This is a genomic window from Rhizobium atlanticum, from assembly GCF_030182485.1.
Lineage (GTDB): Bacteria > Pseudomonadota > Alphaproteobacteria > Rhizobiales > Rhizobiaceae > Rhizobium.
In genome coordinates this window covers 76,323-92,134 of sequence record NZ_JAQJCJ010000009.1, presented here as the reverse complement: position 1 = coordinate 92,134, position 15,812 = coordinate 76,323, and the positions used below count along the sequence as shown (strand labels likewise).

Below are 15,812 nucleotides of genomic sequence, written 5' to 3'. Positions count from 1 at the left end.
GTTCCCCCTTGGGTGGAATGATGCAGGAATTGGGAAAAGCCACGCGCGGCACGCTGCCGGCGTCGTGCTCATCGAAACGAACGGCGTCTGGGCACGGCCGCCACGACATGAAGGTAGGAAGACATGCAGGTTATCGAAACGCTCGCTGAAGGGCTGAAGCGCGAAATCAAGGTCGTTATCCCGGCCAAGGACATGGAAGACAAGATGAATGAGCGTCTTGCCGATGTGAAGGACAAGGTCCGCATCAACGGCTTCCGTCCGGGCAAGGTCCCCGCTGCTCACCTGAAGAAGGTTTACGGCAAGTCGATCATGGCCGATCTCGTCAACGAGATCGTCCGCGAGCAGCCCGCCGCTATCCTGTCCAGCCGCGGCGAGAAGTCGGCCACGCAGCCGGAAATCGCCATGACTGAGGACAAGGACGAGGCCGACAAGATTCTCACCGCCCAGCAGGATTTCGAATTCACGCTGTCCTACGAAGTGCTGCCGCCGATTGAGCTTAAGTCCGTCAGGGGCATCAAGGTTACGCGCGAAGTCATCGATATCTCGGATGAGGAAGTCAACGAGCAGGTCCTGAAGGTCGCCGAAAGCGCCCGCTCCTACGAGAGCAAGACCGGCAAGGCCGCAAACGGCGACCGCGTCACCATGGATTATGTCGGCAAGGTCGACGGCGAAGCCTTCGAGGGCGGCACTGACCAGGGCGCCGAACTGGTGATCGGCTCCGGCCGCTTCATCCCGGGCTTCGAAGACCAGCTCGTCGGCGTCAAGGCCGGTGAAGAGAAGACCATCACCGTCACCTTCCCGGCCGACTATCCGGCCAAGAACCTTGCCGGCAAGGAAGCGACTTTCGACATCACGGTCAAGGACGTCGCAGCCCCCGGCGCTGTCGAAATCAACGACGAACTCGCTTCCAAGCTCGGCATCGAATCTGCCGATCGCCTGAAGGAGATCGTCCGTGGCCAGATCGAATCGCAGTACGGCTCGCTGACCCGCCAGAAGCTGAAGCGCCAGATCCTCGATCAGCTCGACGAGATGTACAAGTTCGAGACCCCGGCTTCGCTCGTCGATGCCGAGTACAACGGCATCTGGAGCCAGGTGAACAACGATCTTGCTCAATCGGGCAAGACCTTCGAGGACGAAGACACGACCGAAGAGAAGGCGCGTGAGGAATACAAGACGCTCGCCGAGCGTCGCGTTCGCCTCGGTCTCGTTCTTTCCGAAATCGGCGAAAAGGCCGGCGTCGAAGTCACCGAAGACGAGATGCAGCGCGCGATCTACGATCAGCTGCGCCAATATCCCGGTCAGGAAAAGCAGATCCTCGAATTCTTCCGCAGCCAGCCGGGCGCCGCCGCTTCGATCCGCGCCCCGATCTTCGAAGAGAAGGTCATCGATCACCTGCTGACCGAAATCGACGTCACCGACAAGAAGGTGACGAAGGAAGAACTGCTCGCCGAGGAAGAAGGCGAGACGAAGGCCGAGACCAAGAAGGCCGCGCCGAAGAAGAAGGCTGCCGCCAAGGCCGAAGCTGCCGACGCCGGTGAAGGCGAAGAAGCCGCGCCGAAGAAGAAGGCTGCACCGAAGAAGAAGGCGGCTGACGAAAGCGCCGAATAATCGCCTTTCAGTTCTGAAACTTGGAAAGGCCCCGCCATCGTGCGGGGCTTTTTCTTTTCGGGTCATCCGGACGGGGTACTCGACGCCCTCTCCGGCATGGTGTTATCTTTGCTGGCACAACAAATAGTTGAGCAAGCTGCAAGCCGGCGCAGATTTTACTGGCGCATGTTGCCCGGGATCAACATGCATAAAAACCAAGAGCGTTGGGTAATGGAGGACCTGAAAATGACCGCAAAGAATGACATGAAGACGCTGGTAGAGGAAATCTATTCTGTGCGTGGTCGTGGCGACATCGAGGGTACGCTTGCGCTGCTCGGCGAGGGTTGTACCTTTCGCATGGTCGGCAATGCACGGCTGGCGCCTTTGACGATCGAATCGAGCGGGCACAACTTTCGCCAAACGATAACGCAGCTTATCACGGCATGGGATCTATCCAAGGTCAGGACGACCGGCATCTATGTGGATGAGGACGAGCAGATGGTCTTTGCCCATCGTGAAGGCGAGGTCAGACACATCCCGTCGGGGGCAACCTTCTCTACGGAATTCGTCGACAAGATCCATTTCCAGGATGGCAAACCGGTCAAGATCGTCGAATTCGTCGACACGCTACAAGTGGCCGAGACGAGCCGGATGATCCAAATTGCATAGAGCGTGGCGCGTCTCTGGGAGGTCGCGACGCGCTTCAGCCGAATCAAAGTCGCAGCCTCCAAGCTTCGCCTTGATGTCGGCCGGCGGGGAGTCGGCCGCTATTGCAAGAACTTCCGCTCAATGCCCCGTCAGTTGCGCGACTTTCCTGACATGGCTGACGGCTGCGGCGCCGCCTGATGTCTGGGTGAAGAGGTGGAGCGTTTCTTCTTCGTCATCGGCGACCGGCGTCAGCGCCTGATCCATATAGCTCTTCGATTTCGCGTCCCTCGAAATCAGGAACGCCGAGATCGTCAGGCCAATGATCGTGCCGGCGAGCGAAGCATGTTTGCGGAGGGTTTCCCACGCAAAGCGCGGCCAAAAGACGAGCGGATGTTCGCGCGGGAGTTCAGGACGCCGCTCCGACGGCGTCTTCAGGCGCAAGAGGCCGCTCTGCAACGGATGCACGTTTTCCAGCGGCACCGTGGTTGCGAAGGAGACGAGAACCTTGACGAGCCTTGCCAGCGGCACCCCGGTGGCCACGGCGCGGCGCAGCAGCGTCTTCATATGAGCAGGCGAATAATAGAGCGACCAGGCCTCATGGTAGATGTCTTCCCATTCCTGCTTGCTCATCTTGGGATGGGCGGTGCAGACATGCTCGACATCGTAGATATTGAGGTCGCCATTCATTTCCACGCCCTTCTTCCACAGCACCTGATGGTCCTCGGAGCCGGGCAGCGGCGTCAGGATGAAGAATTCGATGACGTCGAGCGGCAGCTCTTCCTGGATGATGGCGATGTCACGGCGGATCGATTCCGGCGTGTCGGCGGGGAAGCCCAGGATATAGCCGGCAAGCGTCATGATGCCCTGTGCTTTCCAGGCGAGCAGCATCTTGCGGTACTCGGTGATCTTGTTCTGGTTCTTCTTGGCGGCCGTCAGATTATCCGGATTGACGTTTTCGAGGCCGATGAAGACACGGGTGACGCCGGCGCGCTTGGATTTTTCAATGAAATTGGGGATCTTGTGGCAGAGCGTATCGACCTGGATCATCAGGCCGAGCGGAATGCCATCCCGCTCCTTGAGCTCGATCAGCCGGTCGAAGATCGCTTCCCAATCCTTGTTTCGGGCGAAATTGTCGTCGGTGATGAAGAACTTGTGGATGCCCTGCGCCCAGTTCATCCGCACGAGCTTTTCGACGTCGTCGGCCGAGCGGAAACGCGATTTTCGACCCTGCACGTTGATGATGGTGCAGAACGAGCACTGGTAGGGACAGCCGCGTCCGGCGTCGAAGCTGGTGCTGAGGCCGAGCGTGCGCTGGATATTGTCCTTCGGCAAGAAAGGAACCGGCGTGCCGCCGATGCCGGGAAGGTCGTTCATGAAATTATAAAGCGGCTTCAGCTCGCCGGCGGCGGCATCGCGCAGCACCATGTCGAGCCGCCCCTCTGCTTCGCCGGCAAACATCGAGATGCCCATCTCGCGGCAGGCATCGAGCCCGACCGCTTTGCCGTCGAGCATCGACAGGCAGCCGGAAACATGGAACCCGCCCATTGAGACCGGCAGGCCGGCAGCGCGGAACGGCCGGGCGATATCGAGGGCACGCGGATACTGGTTGGTTTGGACGCCGACAAGCGCGATCATGCCGAAATTGTCATGGCGCTTGAACTGGGCGAGCAGCCCGGCGACACCGATCCGTGTATTGGTCTCGTCGATGACGGTAATGTCGATCGCGGTATCAGGCCCGAGCACCTTGCGCTCGGCGCATTCGGCGGCGATGCCGTAGAGAGCCGCGAGCGAATTGGATGGGATCATCGCCCGCCACCAGCGGATGACGTAGCCGTCGTCGTCATAATGCGACGGCTTGATCAGGACCAGCTGAAAACGTCGGCGCGCAGCTTCCACGACATGGGACAAGAGTATCTATCTTTCTTCAGAAGCTTTTGCCGGAGGCAAAATGGAGTTGAAGACACATATCATGCATGGCCTATCAATGCGACTTATGAGGGTTCGAACCAAGACCTAAAAAACGGCGCTGCGCGCGAAACGCTCCGCGCAGCGTATCAATCTTCAATATACTACCCCATATCGAGCAGCAATGCGCGGTGGTCGGAGACCTCGGGCGCTTCGACCACTTCGAATTTGGCAATGTTCACCCCCGGTGTCACCAGCATGTAGTCGGCAAAGCGGCCCTGCTTCAGATAGTAGGAGGTTCGTGTGTCGACAAGGCCGTTTCCAGTGACGAGGTCGGAAAGCCCGAGTCCAGCGAGAATCGCAAAGGTTGCGCTCTCAGGCAAAACGTTGAAGTCGCCGCAGACCACGAGCCCTTCGTCGCCGGGCCAGACTCGCTCGATGAGCCTGACCAGCGCTGCAGCCTGCTCCTGGCGCGCTGCCGTATCGCCTTTGCCGGCGGGATCGCGCAGGCCATGCATATGGGCGATCGTCACGCTGCGGCTCTGCTCATGGCTGAAGAGGCGGACGCAATGGGCGTTTCGTGGTCTTGGATGTTGACCCCAGCCATCGGCGGAAAAACTGCCATGCACGAAGTCCAGCCCCTCGGCGATAATAGAATGCGATTTGCGGACGAAGGTCGCCAACCCGAATTCCGCGACAATGGCGGCGTCGTCATCGAAAAGCTCACCTCGCGATGTCGGGCAGAAGAAGGCGTCGTGGCCGGGCAGGGCGGCGCTGATCTCGTAAAATAGATTGGCACGCTGCGGCAGTTCCAGCCCCGCATCTCGGTATATCGACCATCCGCTATCCGCATTCGGCGCCCGCAGCACTTCCTGCAGGCACAGCACATCAGGATCGACCTGCTTGACATAGGCGATCAGGGCCTCGTGCAGTCGGCCGCCCCATGCATTCAGCGAAATGATGCGCAAGCTCTCGGCTCCATCTTAGTTGGCGGAATCAGATGGTGGCGCCGCCGTCGGGCTTTCAGAGTTCCGATTTGATGTCGCCCATCCTGTTCCAGGCGTCGAGGCCGGCGATCTTGTAGGCTTCGGCGAGCGTCGGATAGTTGAAGGTGTTTTCGACAAAATATTCGACCGTGCCTTTCAGATTGAGCACCGCCTGACCGATGTGCACCAGCTCGGTGGCGCCTTCGCCGACGATATGCACGCCGAGCAGTCGGCGGGTCTTCAGCGAGAAGATCAGCTTCAGAAGCCCGGTATCGAGGCCCATGATATGGCCGCGCGAGGTTTCGCGGAAGCGGGCAATGCCGCATTCATAGGCGATGCCGCGCTCCTTCATTTCCTCTTCGGTCAGGCCGCAGGTCGAGATCTCCGGCACCGCATAGATGCCGTAGGGGAAGTATTTCTGCGGCTCCTTGGCGACCGCGCCGATCGCCACGCGCGCGGCGATGCGGCCTTGTTCCATCGAGGTCGAGGCAAGGCTTGGAAAGCCGACCACGTCGCCGGCGGCGTAGACGTTGGCAACCGATGTCTGGAAGGTCTCCGGATTGACCTTGAGACGGCCACGGCTGTCGGCCTCCAGTCCAATGGCGGGAAGGTTCAGCGCGTCGGTCGCTCCCATGCGTCCGGCGGCGAAGAGCACCATGTCGGTCACGAGATGACGGCCGTTGTCGAGTGTCAGCTGGACCTTGCCGCTATCTAGCCGCTCGACCTTCTCGGCCTTCGTGCCGAGCAGCAGCTTCATATTGCGGTCACGCAGCTGATAGGTGAAATCCTCGACGATTTCCTTGTCGATGAAGTCGAGCATGGTCGACTTCGGATCGATCACGGTCACGGCAGTATCAAGCGCCGAGAAGATCGTCGCATATTCGATGCCGATAACGCCGGCGCCGATGACGACCATGGTGCGCGGCAGTTCTTCGATATCAAGCAACTCGTCGCTGTCGAGCACGGTCTTGCCATCGAACGGCATATAGTCCGGCCGGAAAGGCTTCGTGCCCACGGCAAGCAGAATACTGGCGCCGCTGACCGTCAGGGCTTCGCCATCGTCCTTGATGACTTGCAAGGTGGTGGAATCGATGAAACTCGCCTTGCCGCGCATGTGGTGGACACGGTTGCGGGCGAACTGATGCTCGAGCACTTCCACTTCATGGTTGAGGGTAATCAGCAGGCGGCGACGCAGATCTTCCGCACTGATCTCCTGCTTGACGCGGTAGGATCGCCCGTAGAAGCCGCGCTCGCGCCAGCCGGAGAGATTGAGCGCGGTCTCGCGCAGCGTCTTCGAAGGAATGGTGCCGGTATGGACGGACACGCCGCCGACGCGCTTGCCCTGTTCGATGACAAGCACTTTCTTACCGAGTTTCGCAGCCTGGATCGCGCCGCGGCGCCCTGCGGGACCGCTACCCACCACAACGAGATCGTACTGAAACATCCTCTAGCCTCGGATTGGAAAATGGAATCATTTGCGACAAAAATGTCGCTCCTCTATCGGTAGCCGGTCAATGTTACAGATTGTTTTACGGCTGCCGATTCAGCCGGACCTGTGCTTTTCAGATCAGCTTCAGCCCTTTCAGGCTTGCATGGCCGTCCTTGCGGATGATGATGTGGCCGTGGACAGTGATATCAAGTGGCTTCGCCGCGTCGATGATCCCCTCCGCCATATCGAGGTCAGCGCGCGACGGTTGTTCATGCCCGGATGATGTAATCCGTGGAAATATCGCTCACCCCAGTGACCCCGAGTAACGCCATATTGCTATGCAGTTCCGTCTTCAGGATATCCGCCGCTCTGAGCACACCCGGTAGGCCCGCGACGGCTGCAGCATAAAGGAACGGCCTGCCCACGAACACGAAACAGGCCCCAAGCGCAAGGGCCTTCATGATATCCGTTCCACGCCTGATGCCGCCGTCGATCATGACGGCAATACTGTCTCCAACACGTGCAGCAATCTCCGGCAGGACCTGAAGGGGAGACGCGGTGCCGTCGAGCTGACGGCCGCCATGATTGGAGACGATCACCCCATCCGCCCCGGTATCTGCAGCCCGTGCCGCGTCTTCAGGATGCATGATCCCCTTGACCACGAGCTTGCCGGACCACCGCTTGCGTATCCGCTCCAAGTGGCTCCAATTGAGATGGTCACGCTTGCCGAAATCGCGCGTGACGTTCGAAGAGATGATCGGCGCGCCTCTTGTGGCATAGGAATTCTCAAAATGCGGAATGCCGTGCCGAACGATCGTGCGCATGAATGTGCCGGTTGTCCAGCGGGGATGCGAGATGCCCTGCCATGCCAAGCGGAGTCCGGGACGCAAAGGCGTCGAAAACCCCGCCCTTACATTATTTTCCCGATTGGGCAGCGTGGCCGTATCCACGGTCAGCAGCAGTGTAGCGATGCCGGCCGCAGCGACCCGATCGATGAGAGCGTCGATACGGTCGGGTTCGCCGGGGAGATAGGCCTGAAACCATGCTTGTGGCGAAACCGCCGCGATCTCTTCCAGGGGGATGAGTGACGAACCGCTTATAATCATCGGGATTCCCGATTGGTCCGCTCCTTGCGCGAGCACAATGTCCCCCCGGTAGGCCATCAGCGCGCTGATCCCCATCGGCGCAATGCCGAACGGTGCGGCATAGGTTTTGCCGAAGAGGCTCGTCTCAGTGCCGCGCCCCGAGACGTCCCGAAGTACACGAGGCCGAAAGGCATAGGCCTTGAAGGCCTCTGCGTTATGCCGCAGCGACGCATTGGTCTCGGTCGCGCCGGCGATATAACCGAACAGAGGCTTCGGCAGATGCCGCCGTGCCCTCATTTCAAAGTCATCGAGGCAGAGCGCATCGCGGCAGAGCCGGGTCGATCGATCAGTGTTACCGCTGGAGATCGTCATGAAGCTTTATCTTCTCGGCATTTGCGGGCGGGTATTATTCAGAGTGGCGGCGCAGGATTGCATAGAATCCGCGCCGGCGACCGCTGTCAACTGAAGCTTTCCGCAGTCTTCGCTTGCCTCAGATGCTTGCCTGCGACCTCTCCGGATCGACGGCAGAACGAGCATCGGCGTCAGCAGCAGAGCGCTGATTGGACCACCGGTGGAATCATGACAGGTCTCGCCATGACGGTGAGGGCATTCGCGCGGGCCCGGGGTGGCAAGCTCGGGCGGCGGTTATGTAGTCACGTCTCAAGGCGGCGGGATCACATCAACTTCAGCCCCTTCAGGCTGACATGGCCGTCCTTGCCGATGATGATGTGGTCGTGGACGGTGATGTCGAGCGCTTTGGCTGCCTCGACGATCACCTTCGTCATGTCGATATCGGCGCGCGAGGGCGTCGGATCGCCGGAGGGGTGGTTGTGCACGAGGATGATCGCCGTCGCCGAAAGCTCAAGCGCGCGTTTGACCACCTCGCGCGGATAGACCGGCGTATGGTCGACCGTACCGCGGCCCTGCACCTCATCAGCGATCAGCACGTTGCGCTTGTCGAGGAAGAGAATGCGGAATTGTTCTCGTGTTTCATGCGCCATGGCGGCATGGCAGTACTGAATGACCGAGGACCAGGAGGAGAGAACCTGCTTGCTTCTGATCTCGCTCTTCAGGGTCCGGTGAGCGACGGTGGCGATCAGTTTCAGGTCGAGGGCGACATTCTCGCCGACGCCCTTCACCTCCGTCAGTAGCGCCGCCGGCGCGCCAAAGACGCCGGCGAGAGAGCCGAATCGTTCGATGAGCGCCTTGGCGACCGGCTTGGTGTCGCGTCGCGGGATCAGCCGGAAAAGCAGGAGTTCAAGGATTTCGTAATCGGCAAGCGCCGTATCGCCCAGTTCGCGGAAGCGGTCACGCAGCCGCTCGCGATGACCATGATAATGTTCCGGCCCGGAAAGCGAGGCGGGTAGGGCAGTCCGGGCGTTCGGCGCGGCTGGTTTTCGCGGCCGGCCGCCGAAGAACGAGCGTTCGTCGACAACAGGCTCTTCAGTCTCGAAAGGCAGCTTGTCGTCGGAAGATGTCGCAACAGGCCGCTTCGCCATCAGATCTTTACCTGGCAAGCGGCGGCAGTCCGGGCCGGTCGAGGCCACCCGGTGACAACGTAAAGATTTCGCAGCCCTCGGCGGTGACGCCGACCGTGTGTTCATACTGCGCCGAAAGCGAGCGGTCGCGGGTCACGGCCGTCCAGCCGTCGGCAAGCACCTTCACATGCGGCCGGCCGAGATTGATCATCGGCTCGATGGTGAAGATCATGCCTTCGCGCAGCTCCGGTCCTTCATTGGCGCGGCCATAATGCAAGATATTCGGCGAATCGTGGAACAGCCGGCCGACGCCGTGTCCGCAGAAATCACGCACCACCGAACAGCGCTCGGCCTCCGCATAGGTCTGGATCGCCTCGCCGATCGCGCCGGTGCGGGCGCCGGGCCTGACGGCCGATATGCCGCGCATCAGGGATTCATAGGTGACCTCGAGCAGCCGCTCGGCTGCCCGCTTGATCGTGCCGACCGGATACATGCGGCTCGAATCGCCATGCCAGCCGTCGAGCACGAAGGTAACGTCGATATTGACGATATCGCCTTCGCGCAGCGGCTTGTCGTTAGGAATGCCGTGGCAGACGACGTGGTTGATCGAGGTGCAGGTGGATTTGGTGTAGCCGCGATAATTCAGCGTCGCAGGAAAGGCGCCGTGATCCATGCCGAAATCGAATACGAATCGGTCGATCTCGTCGGTAAGCAGGCCGGGCCTGACGATATCGGCGAGTGCATCGAGGCAGCGCGCGGTCAGCTGGCACGCCCTGCGCATGCCTTCGAATGCCTGCGCATCGTAAAGCCGGATGGCGCCCGTATTCTTCGGCGGCGCGGAGGAGGCTTCGATATAATTCACCATTGCAGGGCCTTAGCGGAGATTGTTAGATTTGTTCATAATGCAGCTATGCCGGGTTCGTCCATCGCGATCAACCGTCGGGACGAGATTTCTGGAAGGTTTCGATCCGCCTTCAGCAGCCATTCGGCGCCGAATTCTGAGTGCCGCAGGAAATATCCACAATCTTCCCAAGGGGATAGGATTGATCGAATAGGGTCTCCCCGCTACTCACCGATTGGTGACAGTGGGGAAGGGTCGGTCGTGCTGAATGAAGCTGAAAATCTTACTAATTCGCCCGGGGTCGGCGCGGAGCCGGAACGGCGCGTGCGCGATCGCGGCGCCACCGAGCGCGCCATCCTTGCCGCCGCCAAGGGCCTGCTGGCGGAGGAGGGCTTCCAGAATTTCGGCATCAATGCGGTCGCCCGCCGCGCCGGCTGCGACAAGCAGCTGATCTACCGCTACTATGGCGGACTTGACGGCCTGGTCGAGGCGATCGGCGCGGATCTCGGCACATGGGTGAAGGATCGCATTCCGGAAGATGCCGGCGGCATGTTCATGCTCACCTATGGCGATCTGATGGAGCGGCTGGCGCTTCTCCTGCTCGACGCCTTGAGAGATGATCCGCTGATGCGCCGCATCCTTGCATGGGAAGTATCGGAAAATACCGAGCAGGTGAGGCGGCTATCCGAGGCCCGTTCGAAGGCTCTCGCCCTTTGGCTGGATCGCATGCGCGGTTCACTGGCGCCGCCGAAGGGCGTGGATGCGGCAGCCGTCAATGCCGTCGTGATCGCGGCGATTCAGTACCTCGTGCTTTCCGGCGCAGCCGGCGGCCAGTGTGCAGGCCTGTCGCTGAAGACGTCGAAGGACTGGGAGAAGGCCGCGACGGCACTGAAGCGTCTCGTGCGCGGCGTCTACGGTTGACACCCATTCATCCACAGGGAGGCGGCGCGGCGTTAACCTTAACGAATGGTTTACGTTGCGTGGGGCTGGTTAACCGGACAGTGTGGCGGGGAGCAGAGATGATACGAGTGAGAACCTGCGAGTTGACGCCCATGGGAAGCAAGATCGCCAAAGCCGCAATTCTGGTGACGGCAATGATGTTCTTCGCAATCCTGGCGCTCGATATCGCAATTCCCACGCTGGTGCTTTGCATCATGGCGTTGTCGACCTGGTTGGTTTCCCTTGATCTGCCCATCGCCCGCAAGCAGGGAGGAGAAGCCGCATGAAGTGGTTTCTAGTCTTCTGGGCCGGTCCTATCGTCTTTCTGGGCGCATGGTACTGGCTCTCCTATTACGACATGAATTTCGGCATCTTCATGCTGACACGGCAGGTCCATGACCTGACTTTCGCGATTTATGGCGAAGCCCTCGGCATTCCGCCGGAAACCATTCCGCCGCTCGTTGCTCGCGCCATTGCGGTGGACAGTCTCGTCGTCTTCGCCATCCTCGGCTTCAGAAAGCGGAAGTTGATCGCCGCCTGGTGGAAGGCGCGTCAGGCGCTGGATTCGTCTCCCGCAGACCTTGCGAGCGAGGACAGCCTGTCGAGGGCCCCCTGAAGGATGAAGCTTGCCGCGGCCGAATCGATCCGTTCGGCCCGCTTGGCGCGTGAGACGTCCATTTCGATGAGCGTCCGTTCGGCCGCGACCGTCGAAAGCCGTTCGTCCCAATAGACGAAGGGCAGCACCGTTTTCTGCTCCATGTTGCGCACGAAGGCCCGCGTCGCCTGCACGCGCGGCCCCGCCGATCCGTCCATATTCATCGGCAGGCCGATGATAAAACCGGCAACCTTTTCCACCGCCGCGAAGTCCAGCAGCGCCTGCGCATCGACGGTGAACTTGACGCGGCGGATCACCGGACGTGGCGTGGCGAAACGCCGGCCGAGATCAGACATCGAAAGGCCGATCGTTTTGGTGCCGAGGTCGAGACCGGCGATCGCCTGCCCGGGAGCAAGGATTTCAGCCATTTCCTCGATCGTCAGCACCGTCATTGCCGTTTCATCCCGTCAAAAGAAATTGAAGCCGCCGCCGCTTTCCTTTGCCGGGGCATGAGATATGTCCTTACCATCGAAATCAGATTTTGCATCACGTAAGGAGAGATTTCATGAAGATCACCTGGCTCGGTCATTCCGCCTTCCGCATCGAGACCTCAAAGGCGAAGATCCTGCTCGATCCCTTCCTCAGCCACAACGCCTCCTTTTCCGGCCAGGACATCAAGGAAGTGTCCGCAGGCATCACCCATATCCTGCTGACCCATGGCCATGGCGACCATGTCGGCGACACCGTGGCGCTTGCCAGGGAAACGGGCGCCGTCGTGCTCGCCAATGCCGATCTTGCCGCCTGGCTCGGCTCCAAGGGCGTCGACAGGATCGAGATGGGCAATACCGGCGGCACGGTCACATTCGGCGGCTTCTCCGCGACCTTCACCAATGCGCTGCATTCCTCGGCCCAGATCACCGAGGACGGCGTCTCGCATGCGCTCGGCAACGCCAATGGTCTGATGCTGCACTTCGACGACGAAGCCTCGATCCTCGCCATGGGCGACACCGACATCTTCTCCGACATGGCGCTGATCAACGAACTGCACCAGCCCGATATCGGCTTCGTGCCGATCGGCGACCGCTTCACCATGGGCGGCGCGGTGGCGGCACTCGCCTGCCAGCGCTATTTCAGCTTCAAGACCGCGATCCCCTGCCATTACGGCACCTTCCCGATCATCGACCAGACGGCCGATAAATTCGTTGCCGGCATGGAGGGATCGAAGACTGAGGCGAGGGCGCTGAAGCCTGCCGAGAGCCTGTCGATCTGACGAAACCCCGTTGCACCGGGCGGACATGGCCTTTATAGCGGGTGGGAAAAATCCTATCCGGAGAATGCCATGTCCGTCGATCTTGCCACCGTGAAGCGCGTCGCCAAACTTGCCCGTATTGCCGTCTCCGAAGATGAGGCAAATCGCATGGTCGGCGAGTTGAACGGCATCCTCGGCTTCGTCGAGCAGCTCTCCGAAGTCAATGTCGATGGCGTCGAGGCGATGACGTCGGTGACCCCGATGGCGATGAAAAAGCGGGCCGACGAGGTGACCGACGGCAACAAGGCCGCCGATATCGTCGCCAATGCGCCGGTCACCGACCATAATTTTTTCCTGGTGCCGAAAGTCGTCGAATAAGGCGTCGAAAGCCTCTTTCCGACCCTGTTGCCATTTTCAAGACCTGAAGCGAAAACACGATGAGCGAACTCACCAGCCTGACCATTGCCGAAGCCCGCGAGAAGCTGCGCGCCAAGGAAATCACCGCGCTCGAACTGACCGAAGCCTATATCGCGGCAATTGACGCGGCCAACGACCGGCTGAACGCCTATGTCAAGGTGACGCCGGATCTCGCCCGCCTCATGGCCAGGAAGTCTGACGAGCGGATTGCGGCCGGCACGGCGGGCGAGCTCGAAGGCATTCCGCTCGGCATCAAGGATCTCTTCGCAACCGTTGGCGTCCACACCCAGACCTGCAGCCATATCCTCGATCGTTTCGAGCCGCGTTATGAATCGACCGTCACGCAGAACCTCTGGGACGATGGCGCCGTCATGCTCGGCAAGCTGAACATGGACGAGTTCGCCATGGGCTCGTCCAACGAGACGTCCTATTACGGTCCGGTGATCAATCCCTGGCGTGCGTCGGGCTCCAACCAGCAACTCGTTCCCGGCGGCTCCTCCGGCGGCTCGGCCGCTGCGGTTGCCGCCCATCTTTGCGCCGGCGCCACCGCGACCGATACCGGCGGCTCAATCCGCCAGCCGGCCGCCTTCACCGGCACCGTCGGCATCAAGCCGACCTATGGCCGCTGCTCGCGCTGGGGCACCGTCGCCTTTGCCTCCTCGCTCGACCAGGCAGGCCCGATTGCCCGTGATGTGCGCGATGCCGCTATCCTGCTGAAGTCGATGGCAAGCGTCGACGCCAAGGACACCACGTCTGTTGATCTGCCGGTGCCCGATTATGAGGCCGTCCTCGGCCAGTCGCTGAAGGGCATGAAGATCGGCATTCCGAATGAATACCGCGTCGACGGCATGCCTGAGGAGATTGAGACCCTCTGGCGCCAGGGCATCGCCTGGCTGAAGGATGCCGGCGCCGAGATCGTCGATATCTCCCTGCCGCACACCAAATACGCGCTGCCGGCCTATTACATCGTTGCCCCGGCCGAGGCATCCTCGAACCTCGCGCGCTACGACGGCGTACGCTACGGCCTGCGGGTCGACGGCAAGGATATCGTCGACATGTACGAAAAGACGCGCGCCGCCGGTTTCGGCCAGGAAGTCAAGCGCCGCATCATGATCGGCACCTATGTGCTGTCGGCCGGCTACTACGACGCCTATTACATCCGCGCTCAGAAGGTCCGCACGCTGATCAAGCGCGATTTCGAACTGGCCTTCGATGCCGGCGTCGACGCCATCCTCACCCCGGCAACGCCGTCCTCCGCCTTCGGCGTTGCTGACGAAAACCTCGCGGCCGATCCGGTGAAGATGTACCTGAACGACATCTTCACGGTGACGGTCAACATGGCGGGCCTGCCCGGCATCGCCGTGCCTGCCGGCCTCGACCATAAGGGCCTGCCGCTCGGCCTGCAGCTCATCGGCAAGGCCTTCGACGAGGAGACCCTCTTCAAGACCGCCTACGTCATCGAACAGGCCGCCGGCAAATTTACGCCGGCCAAGTGGTGGTAACGGGTCTCACGATCCGAAAGATGACCTCCGCCGACCGAGAAACGGTCGGCGCCGTCGGATTCGCCGCATGGGCCGCAGCCGACGCCTTCGACGAGAATTATCGCGACCCTGATGTGATTGCCAAAGTGCAGCATGAGTTCGCCGTCTTTCCCAAAGACACGAAAGGCGAGATCTTCGTTGCTGAAATAGGTGGTGAGATCGTCGGGTGGGGCGCACGTGAAGGCGAACCCAACTATGTGTCCGATCTCTGGGTGAATCCCGATCATCAGCGCAAGGGGGTGGGCGAGGCTCTGCTGTCGTATCTGTGCGAGTTGATGACGGCTGAAGGACTGACGACCGCCCGGATCGACACCCATGCCAGGAACATAGGCGCGATCCGGCTTTACAAACGCTGCGGTTTCAACATCATCTGGCACGGTATCGAATTCTCCAGGAGCATGGGCGTCCCGCTCGAAAAGGTGCACCTGGAGAAGCAGCTAGGCTGAGCAACAGCCGAAACCGGGAGGGCTTCATGGCAGGCAATGATCTTGTGCGCCTGATCGAGGCAATCGATCGCCTTGCCGCCGGCGGCTTCGCGATGGGCGCGGATTGGCAGGCGGTTCACGATATCTGTCAGCGCCACGAAGGCGAACAGCCGTTCGACTGGGGCCACGCCCTCTGCCATCGCATCGAGGGCGACGACTGGAATGCCGACTACTGGTATCGCCGCGCCGGCAAGATGCGCGGCACGGGCACGATCGCCGACGAGTGGGCGGCGATGCGGGCGGAATTGTCTGCAAAGGCTTGACTTTGCCCTGACCGTGCCGGTTTAAGGCGCGATCAGGGTTGGTTGCTTCGACTGACCTATCTATTGTCCAGCTGCGACCTCACCAGCCTCAACCCTCGTTCAGTAATCCGGTAAGGCTGCCCGCCTGAAGACTTGATCGCCTTCAGCCGCTTCAGCCTGCGGAAAAGGTCGAGGTCGACGCCGGGATAGAGCCAGCCGTCGCGGGTGAAGCAACTGACGTTTTCGATCTTTCTGTAGTCGTCGCGGGTAATTTCGATGCGGCCGCCTTGGGCCATGAGATGCAGAATGCGCTGCTCCGTGCGGGAAATGTCCATGTTGTGAGATCCGGTGTCGCGCCGTAGGGGCGCACAAAAACGATCTGGCG

General features: G+C 60.7%; 18 protein-coding genes and 1 pseudogene. 10 read left to right on the top strand and 9 right to left on the bottom strand.

Translation table 11 applies throughout. The annotated features are described in order from the left end of the window. Window positions 1-123: 123 nt before the first annotated feature. Together tig and PH551_RS14875 are read left to right on the top strand one after the other, a co-directional pair. The gene (tig, locus tag PH551_RS14880) at window positions 124-1,608 is read left to right on the top strand and encodes a trigger factor (RefSeq protein ID WP_285193558.1); all 1,485 of its coding nucleotides are present in this window, start codon (window positions 124-126) and stop codon (window positions 1,606-1,608) included. Window positions 1,609-1,833: 225 nt separating this feature from the next. After that, the gene (locus PH551_RS14875; protein WP_285193665.1) at window positions 1,834-2,256 is read left to right on the top strand and encodes a nuclear transport factor 2 family protein; all 423 of its coding nucleotides are present in this window, start codon (window positions 1,834-1,836) and stop codon (window positions 2,254-2,256) included. Window positions 2,257-2,373: 117 nt separating this feature from the next. Here PH551_RS14875 and PH551_RS14870 read toward each other — a convergent pair whose 3' ends face one another. From PH551_RS14870 to map, 7 genes and pseudogenes are all read right to left on the bottom strand, one after another. After that, entirely contained in the window at window positions 2,374-4,143 is a 1,770-nt protein-coding gene (locus PH551_RS14870) for a B12-binding domain-containing radical SAM protein (protein WP_285193557.1), read from the bottom strand. A gap of 161 nt (window positions 4,144-4,304) precedes the next feature. Further along, window positions 4,305-5,108, bottom strand: a complete 804-nt coding sequence (locus PH551_RS14865) for an endonuclease/exonuclease/phosphatase family protein (RefSeq protein ID WP_285193556.1) — start codon at window positions 5,106-5,108, stop codon at window positions 4,305-4,307. A 55-nt stretch (window positions 5,109-5,163) separates the two neighbouring features. Beyond that, a complete protein-coding gene (sthA, locus tag PH551_RS14860) occupies window positions 5,164-6,570 on the bottom strand; it encodes a Si-specific NAD(P)(+) transhydrogenase (RefSeq protein WP_285193555.1) in 1,407 nt (468 codons plus the stop codon). Between the two features lie 118 nt (window positions 6,571-6,688). Continuing rightward, window positions 6,689-6,835: pseudogene (locus PH551_RS14855) on the bottom strand (JAB domain-containing protein); the annotation flags it as partial. After that, on the bottom strand, window positions 6,825-8,012 hold the full coding sequence (locus PH551_RS14850; RefSeq protein WP_285193554.1) for an alpha-hydroxy acid oxidase: 1,188 nt from the start codon (window positions 8,010-8,012) through the stop codon (window positions 6,825-6,827). The gene PH551_RS14850 and the pseudogene PH551_RS14855, both read right to left, overlap by 11 nt. Window positions 8,013-8,314: 302 nt before the next feature. Further along, a complete protein-coding gene (gene radC / locus PH551_RS14845) occupies window positions 8,315-9,139 on the bottom strand; it encodes a RadC family protein (protein ID WP_285193553.1) in 825 nt (274 codons plus the stop codon). A gap of 7 nt (window positions 9,140-9,146) precedes the next feature. Then, the gene (map, locus tag PH551_RS14840) at window positions 9,147-9,983 is read right to left on the bottom strand and encodes a type I methionyl aminopeptidase (protein WP_085777995.1); all 837 of its coding nucleotides are present in this window, start codon (window positions 9,981-9,983) and stop codon (window positions 9,147-9,149) included. A 237-nt stretch (window positions 9,984-10,220) separates the two neighbouring features. On the opposite strand from map, the gene PH551_RS14835 reads away from it, so the two are divergent. The 3 genes from PH551_RS14835 (at window position 10,221) to PH551_RS14825 (ending at window position 11,514) form a co-directional block, all read left to right on the top strand. After that, window positions 10,221-10,880 (top strand): TetR/AcrR family transcriptional regulator, encoded by a 660-nt coding sequence (locus PH551_RS14835; RefSeq protein ID WP_285193552.1) that lies wholly within the window; start codon window positions 10,221-10,223, stop codon window positions 10,878-10,880. Window positions 10,881-11,011: 131 nt separating this feature from the next. Continuing rightward, window positions 11,012-11,185: a hypothetical protein gene (locus PH551_RS14830; RefSeq protein ID WP_176536264.1), complete on the top strand. Its 174-nt coding sequence runs from the start codon at window positions 11,012-11,014 to the stop codon at window positions 11,183-11,185. After that, window positions 11,182-11,514, top strand: coding sequence for a DUF6105 family protein (locus PH551_RS14825; RefSeq protein WP_285193551.1), 333 nt, complete (start codon window positions 11,182-11,184; stop codon window positions 11,512-11,514). Before PH551_RS14830 ends, PH551_RS14825 begins: the two co-directional genes overlap by 4 nt. On the opposite strand, the gene ruvX is transcribed toward PH551_RS14825, so the two are convergent. Next, window positions 11,451-11,945 (bottom strand): Holliday junction resolvase RuvX, encoded by a 495-nt coding sequence (ruvX, locus tag PH551_RS14820; protein WP_285193550.1) that lies wholly within the window; start codon window positions 11,943-11,945, stop codon window positions 11,451-11,453. The genes PH551_RS14825 and ruvX overlap by 64 nt on opposite strands. A 113-nt stretch (window positions 11,946-12,058) precedes the next feature. On the opposite strand from ruvX, the gene PH551_RS14815 reads away from it, so the two are divergent. The 5 genes from PH551_RS14815 (at window position 12,059) to PH551_RS14795 (ending at window position 15,448) form a co-directional block, all read left to right on the top strand. After that, entirely contained in the window at window positions 12,059-12,763 is a 705-nt protein-coding gene (locus PH551_RS14815) for a metal-dependent hydrolase (RefSeq protein WP_285193549.1), read from the top strand. A 69-nt stretch (window positions 12,764-12,832) separates the two neighbouring features. Next, window positions 12,833-13,120 carry an Asp-tRNA(Asn)/Glu-tRNA(Gln) amidotransferase subunit GatC gene (gene gatC / locus PH551_RS14810; protein ID WP_011425142.1) on the top strand — a complete coding sequence of 96 codons (288 nt, stop codon included), beginning with the start codon at window positions 12,833-12,835 and terminating at the stop codon, window positions 13,118-13,120. Window positions 13,121-13,179: 59 nt separating this feature from the next. Further along, complete coding sequence (gatA, locus tag PH551_RS14805) at window positions 13,180-14,661, top strand: Asp-tRNA(Asn)/Glu-tRNA(Gln) amidotransferase subunit GatA (RefSeq protein ID WP_285193548.1); 1,482 nt, start codon at window positions 13,180-13,182, stop codon at window positions 14,659-14,661. After that, complete coding sequence (locus tag PH551_RS14800) at window positions 14,652-15,146, top strand: GNAT family N-acetyltransferase (RefSeq protein WP_285193547.1); 495 nt, start codon at window positions 14,652-14,654, stop codon at window positions 15,144-15,146. The genes gatA and PH551_RS14800 overlap by 10 nt, the downstream gene beginning before the upstream one ends. Window positions 15,147-15,172: 26 nt before the next feature. Then, the gene (locus PH551_RS14795; protein ID WP_285193546.1) at window positions 15,173-15,448 is read left to right on the top strand and encodes a hypothetical protein; all 276 of its coding nucleotides are present in this window, start codon (window positions 15,173-15,175) and stop codon (window positions 15,446-15,448) included. 56 nt (window positions 15,449-15,504) lie between these two features. Here PH551_RS14795 and PH551_RS14790 read toward each other — a convergent pair whose 3' ends face one another. Next, complete coding sequence (locus tag PH551_RS14790) at window positions 15,505-15,762, bottom strand: YjhX family toxin (protein ID WP_210631555.1); 258 nt, start codon at window positions 15,760-15,762, stop codon at window positions 15,505-15,507. Window positions 15,763-15,812: the final 50 nt, after the last annotated feature.

Coding starts and splice junctions, on each gene's coding strand:
- tig (WP_285193558.1), top strand. CDS start 124: ATGCAGGTTATCGAAACGCTCGCTGAAGGGCTGAAGCGCGAAATCAAG.
- PH551_RS14875 (WP_285193665.1), top strand. CDS start 1,834: ATGACCGCAAAGAATGACATGAAGACGCTGGTAGAGGAAATCTATTCT.
- sthA (WP_285193555.1), bottom strand. CDS start 6,570: ATGTTTCAGTACGATCTCGTTGTGGTGGGTAGCGGTCCCGCAGGGCGC.
- PH551_RS14850 (WP_285193554.1), bottom strand. CDS start 8,012: ATGACGATCTCCAGCGGTAACACTGATCGATCGACCCGGCTCTGCCGC.
- radC (WP_285193553.1), bottom strand. CDS start 9,139: ATGGCGAAGCGGCCTGTTGCGACATCTTCCGACGACAAGCTGCCTTTC.
- map (WP_085777995.1), bottom strand. CDS start 9,983: ATGGTGAATTATATCGAAGCCTCCTCCGCGCCGCCGAAGAATACGGGC.
- PH551_RS14830 (WP_176536264.1), top strand. CDS start 11,012: ATGGGAAGCAAGATCGCCAAAGCCGCAATTCTGGTGACGGCAATGATG.
- PH551_RS14825 (WP_285193551.1), top strand. CDS start 11,182: ATGAAGTGGTTTCTAGTCTTCTGGGCCGGTCCTATCGTCTTTCTGGGC.
- ruvX (WP_285193550.1), bottom strand. CDS start 11,945: ATGACGGTGCTGACGATCGAGGAAATGGCTGAAATCCTTGCTCCCGGG.
- PH551_RS14815 (WP_285193549.1), top strand. CDS start 12,059: ATGAAGATCACCTGGCTCGGTCATTCCGCCTTCCGCATCGAGACCTCA.
- gatC (WP_011425142.1), top strand. CDS start 12,833: ATGTCCGTCGATCTTGCCACCGTGAAGCGCGTCGCCAAACTTGCCCGT.
- gatA (WP_285193548.1), top strand. CDS start 13,180: ATGAGCGAACTCACCAGCCTGACCATTGCCGAAGCCCGCGAGAAGCTG.
- PH551_RS14795 (WP_285193546.1), top strand. CDS start 15,173: ATGGCAGGCAATGATCTTGTGCGCCTGATCGAGGCAATCGATCGCCTT.
- PH551_RS14790 (WP_210631555.1), bottom strand. CDS start 15,762: ATGGACATTTCCCGCACGGAGCAGCGCATTCTGCATCTCATGGCCCAA.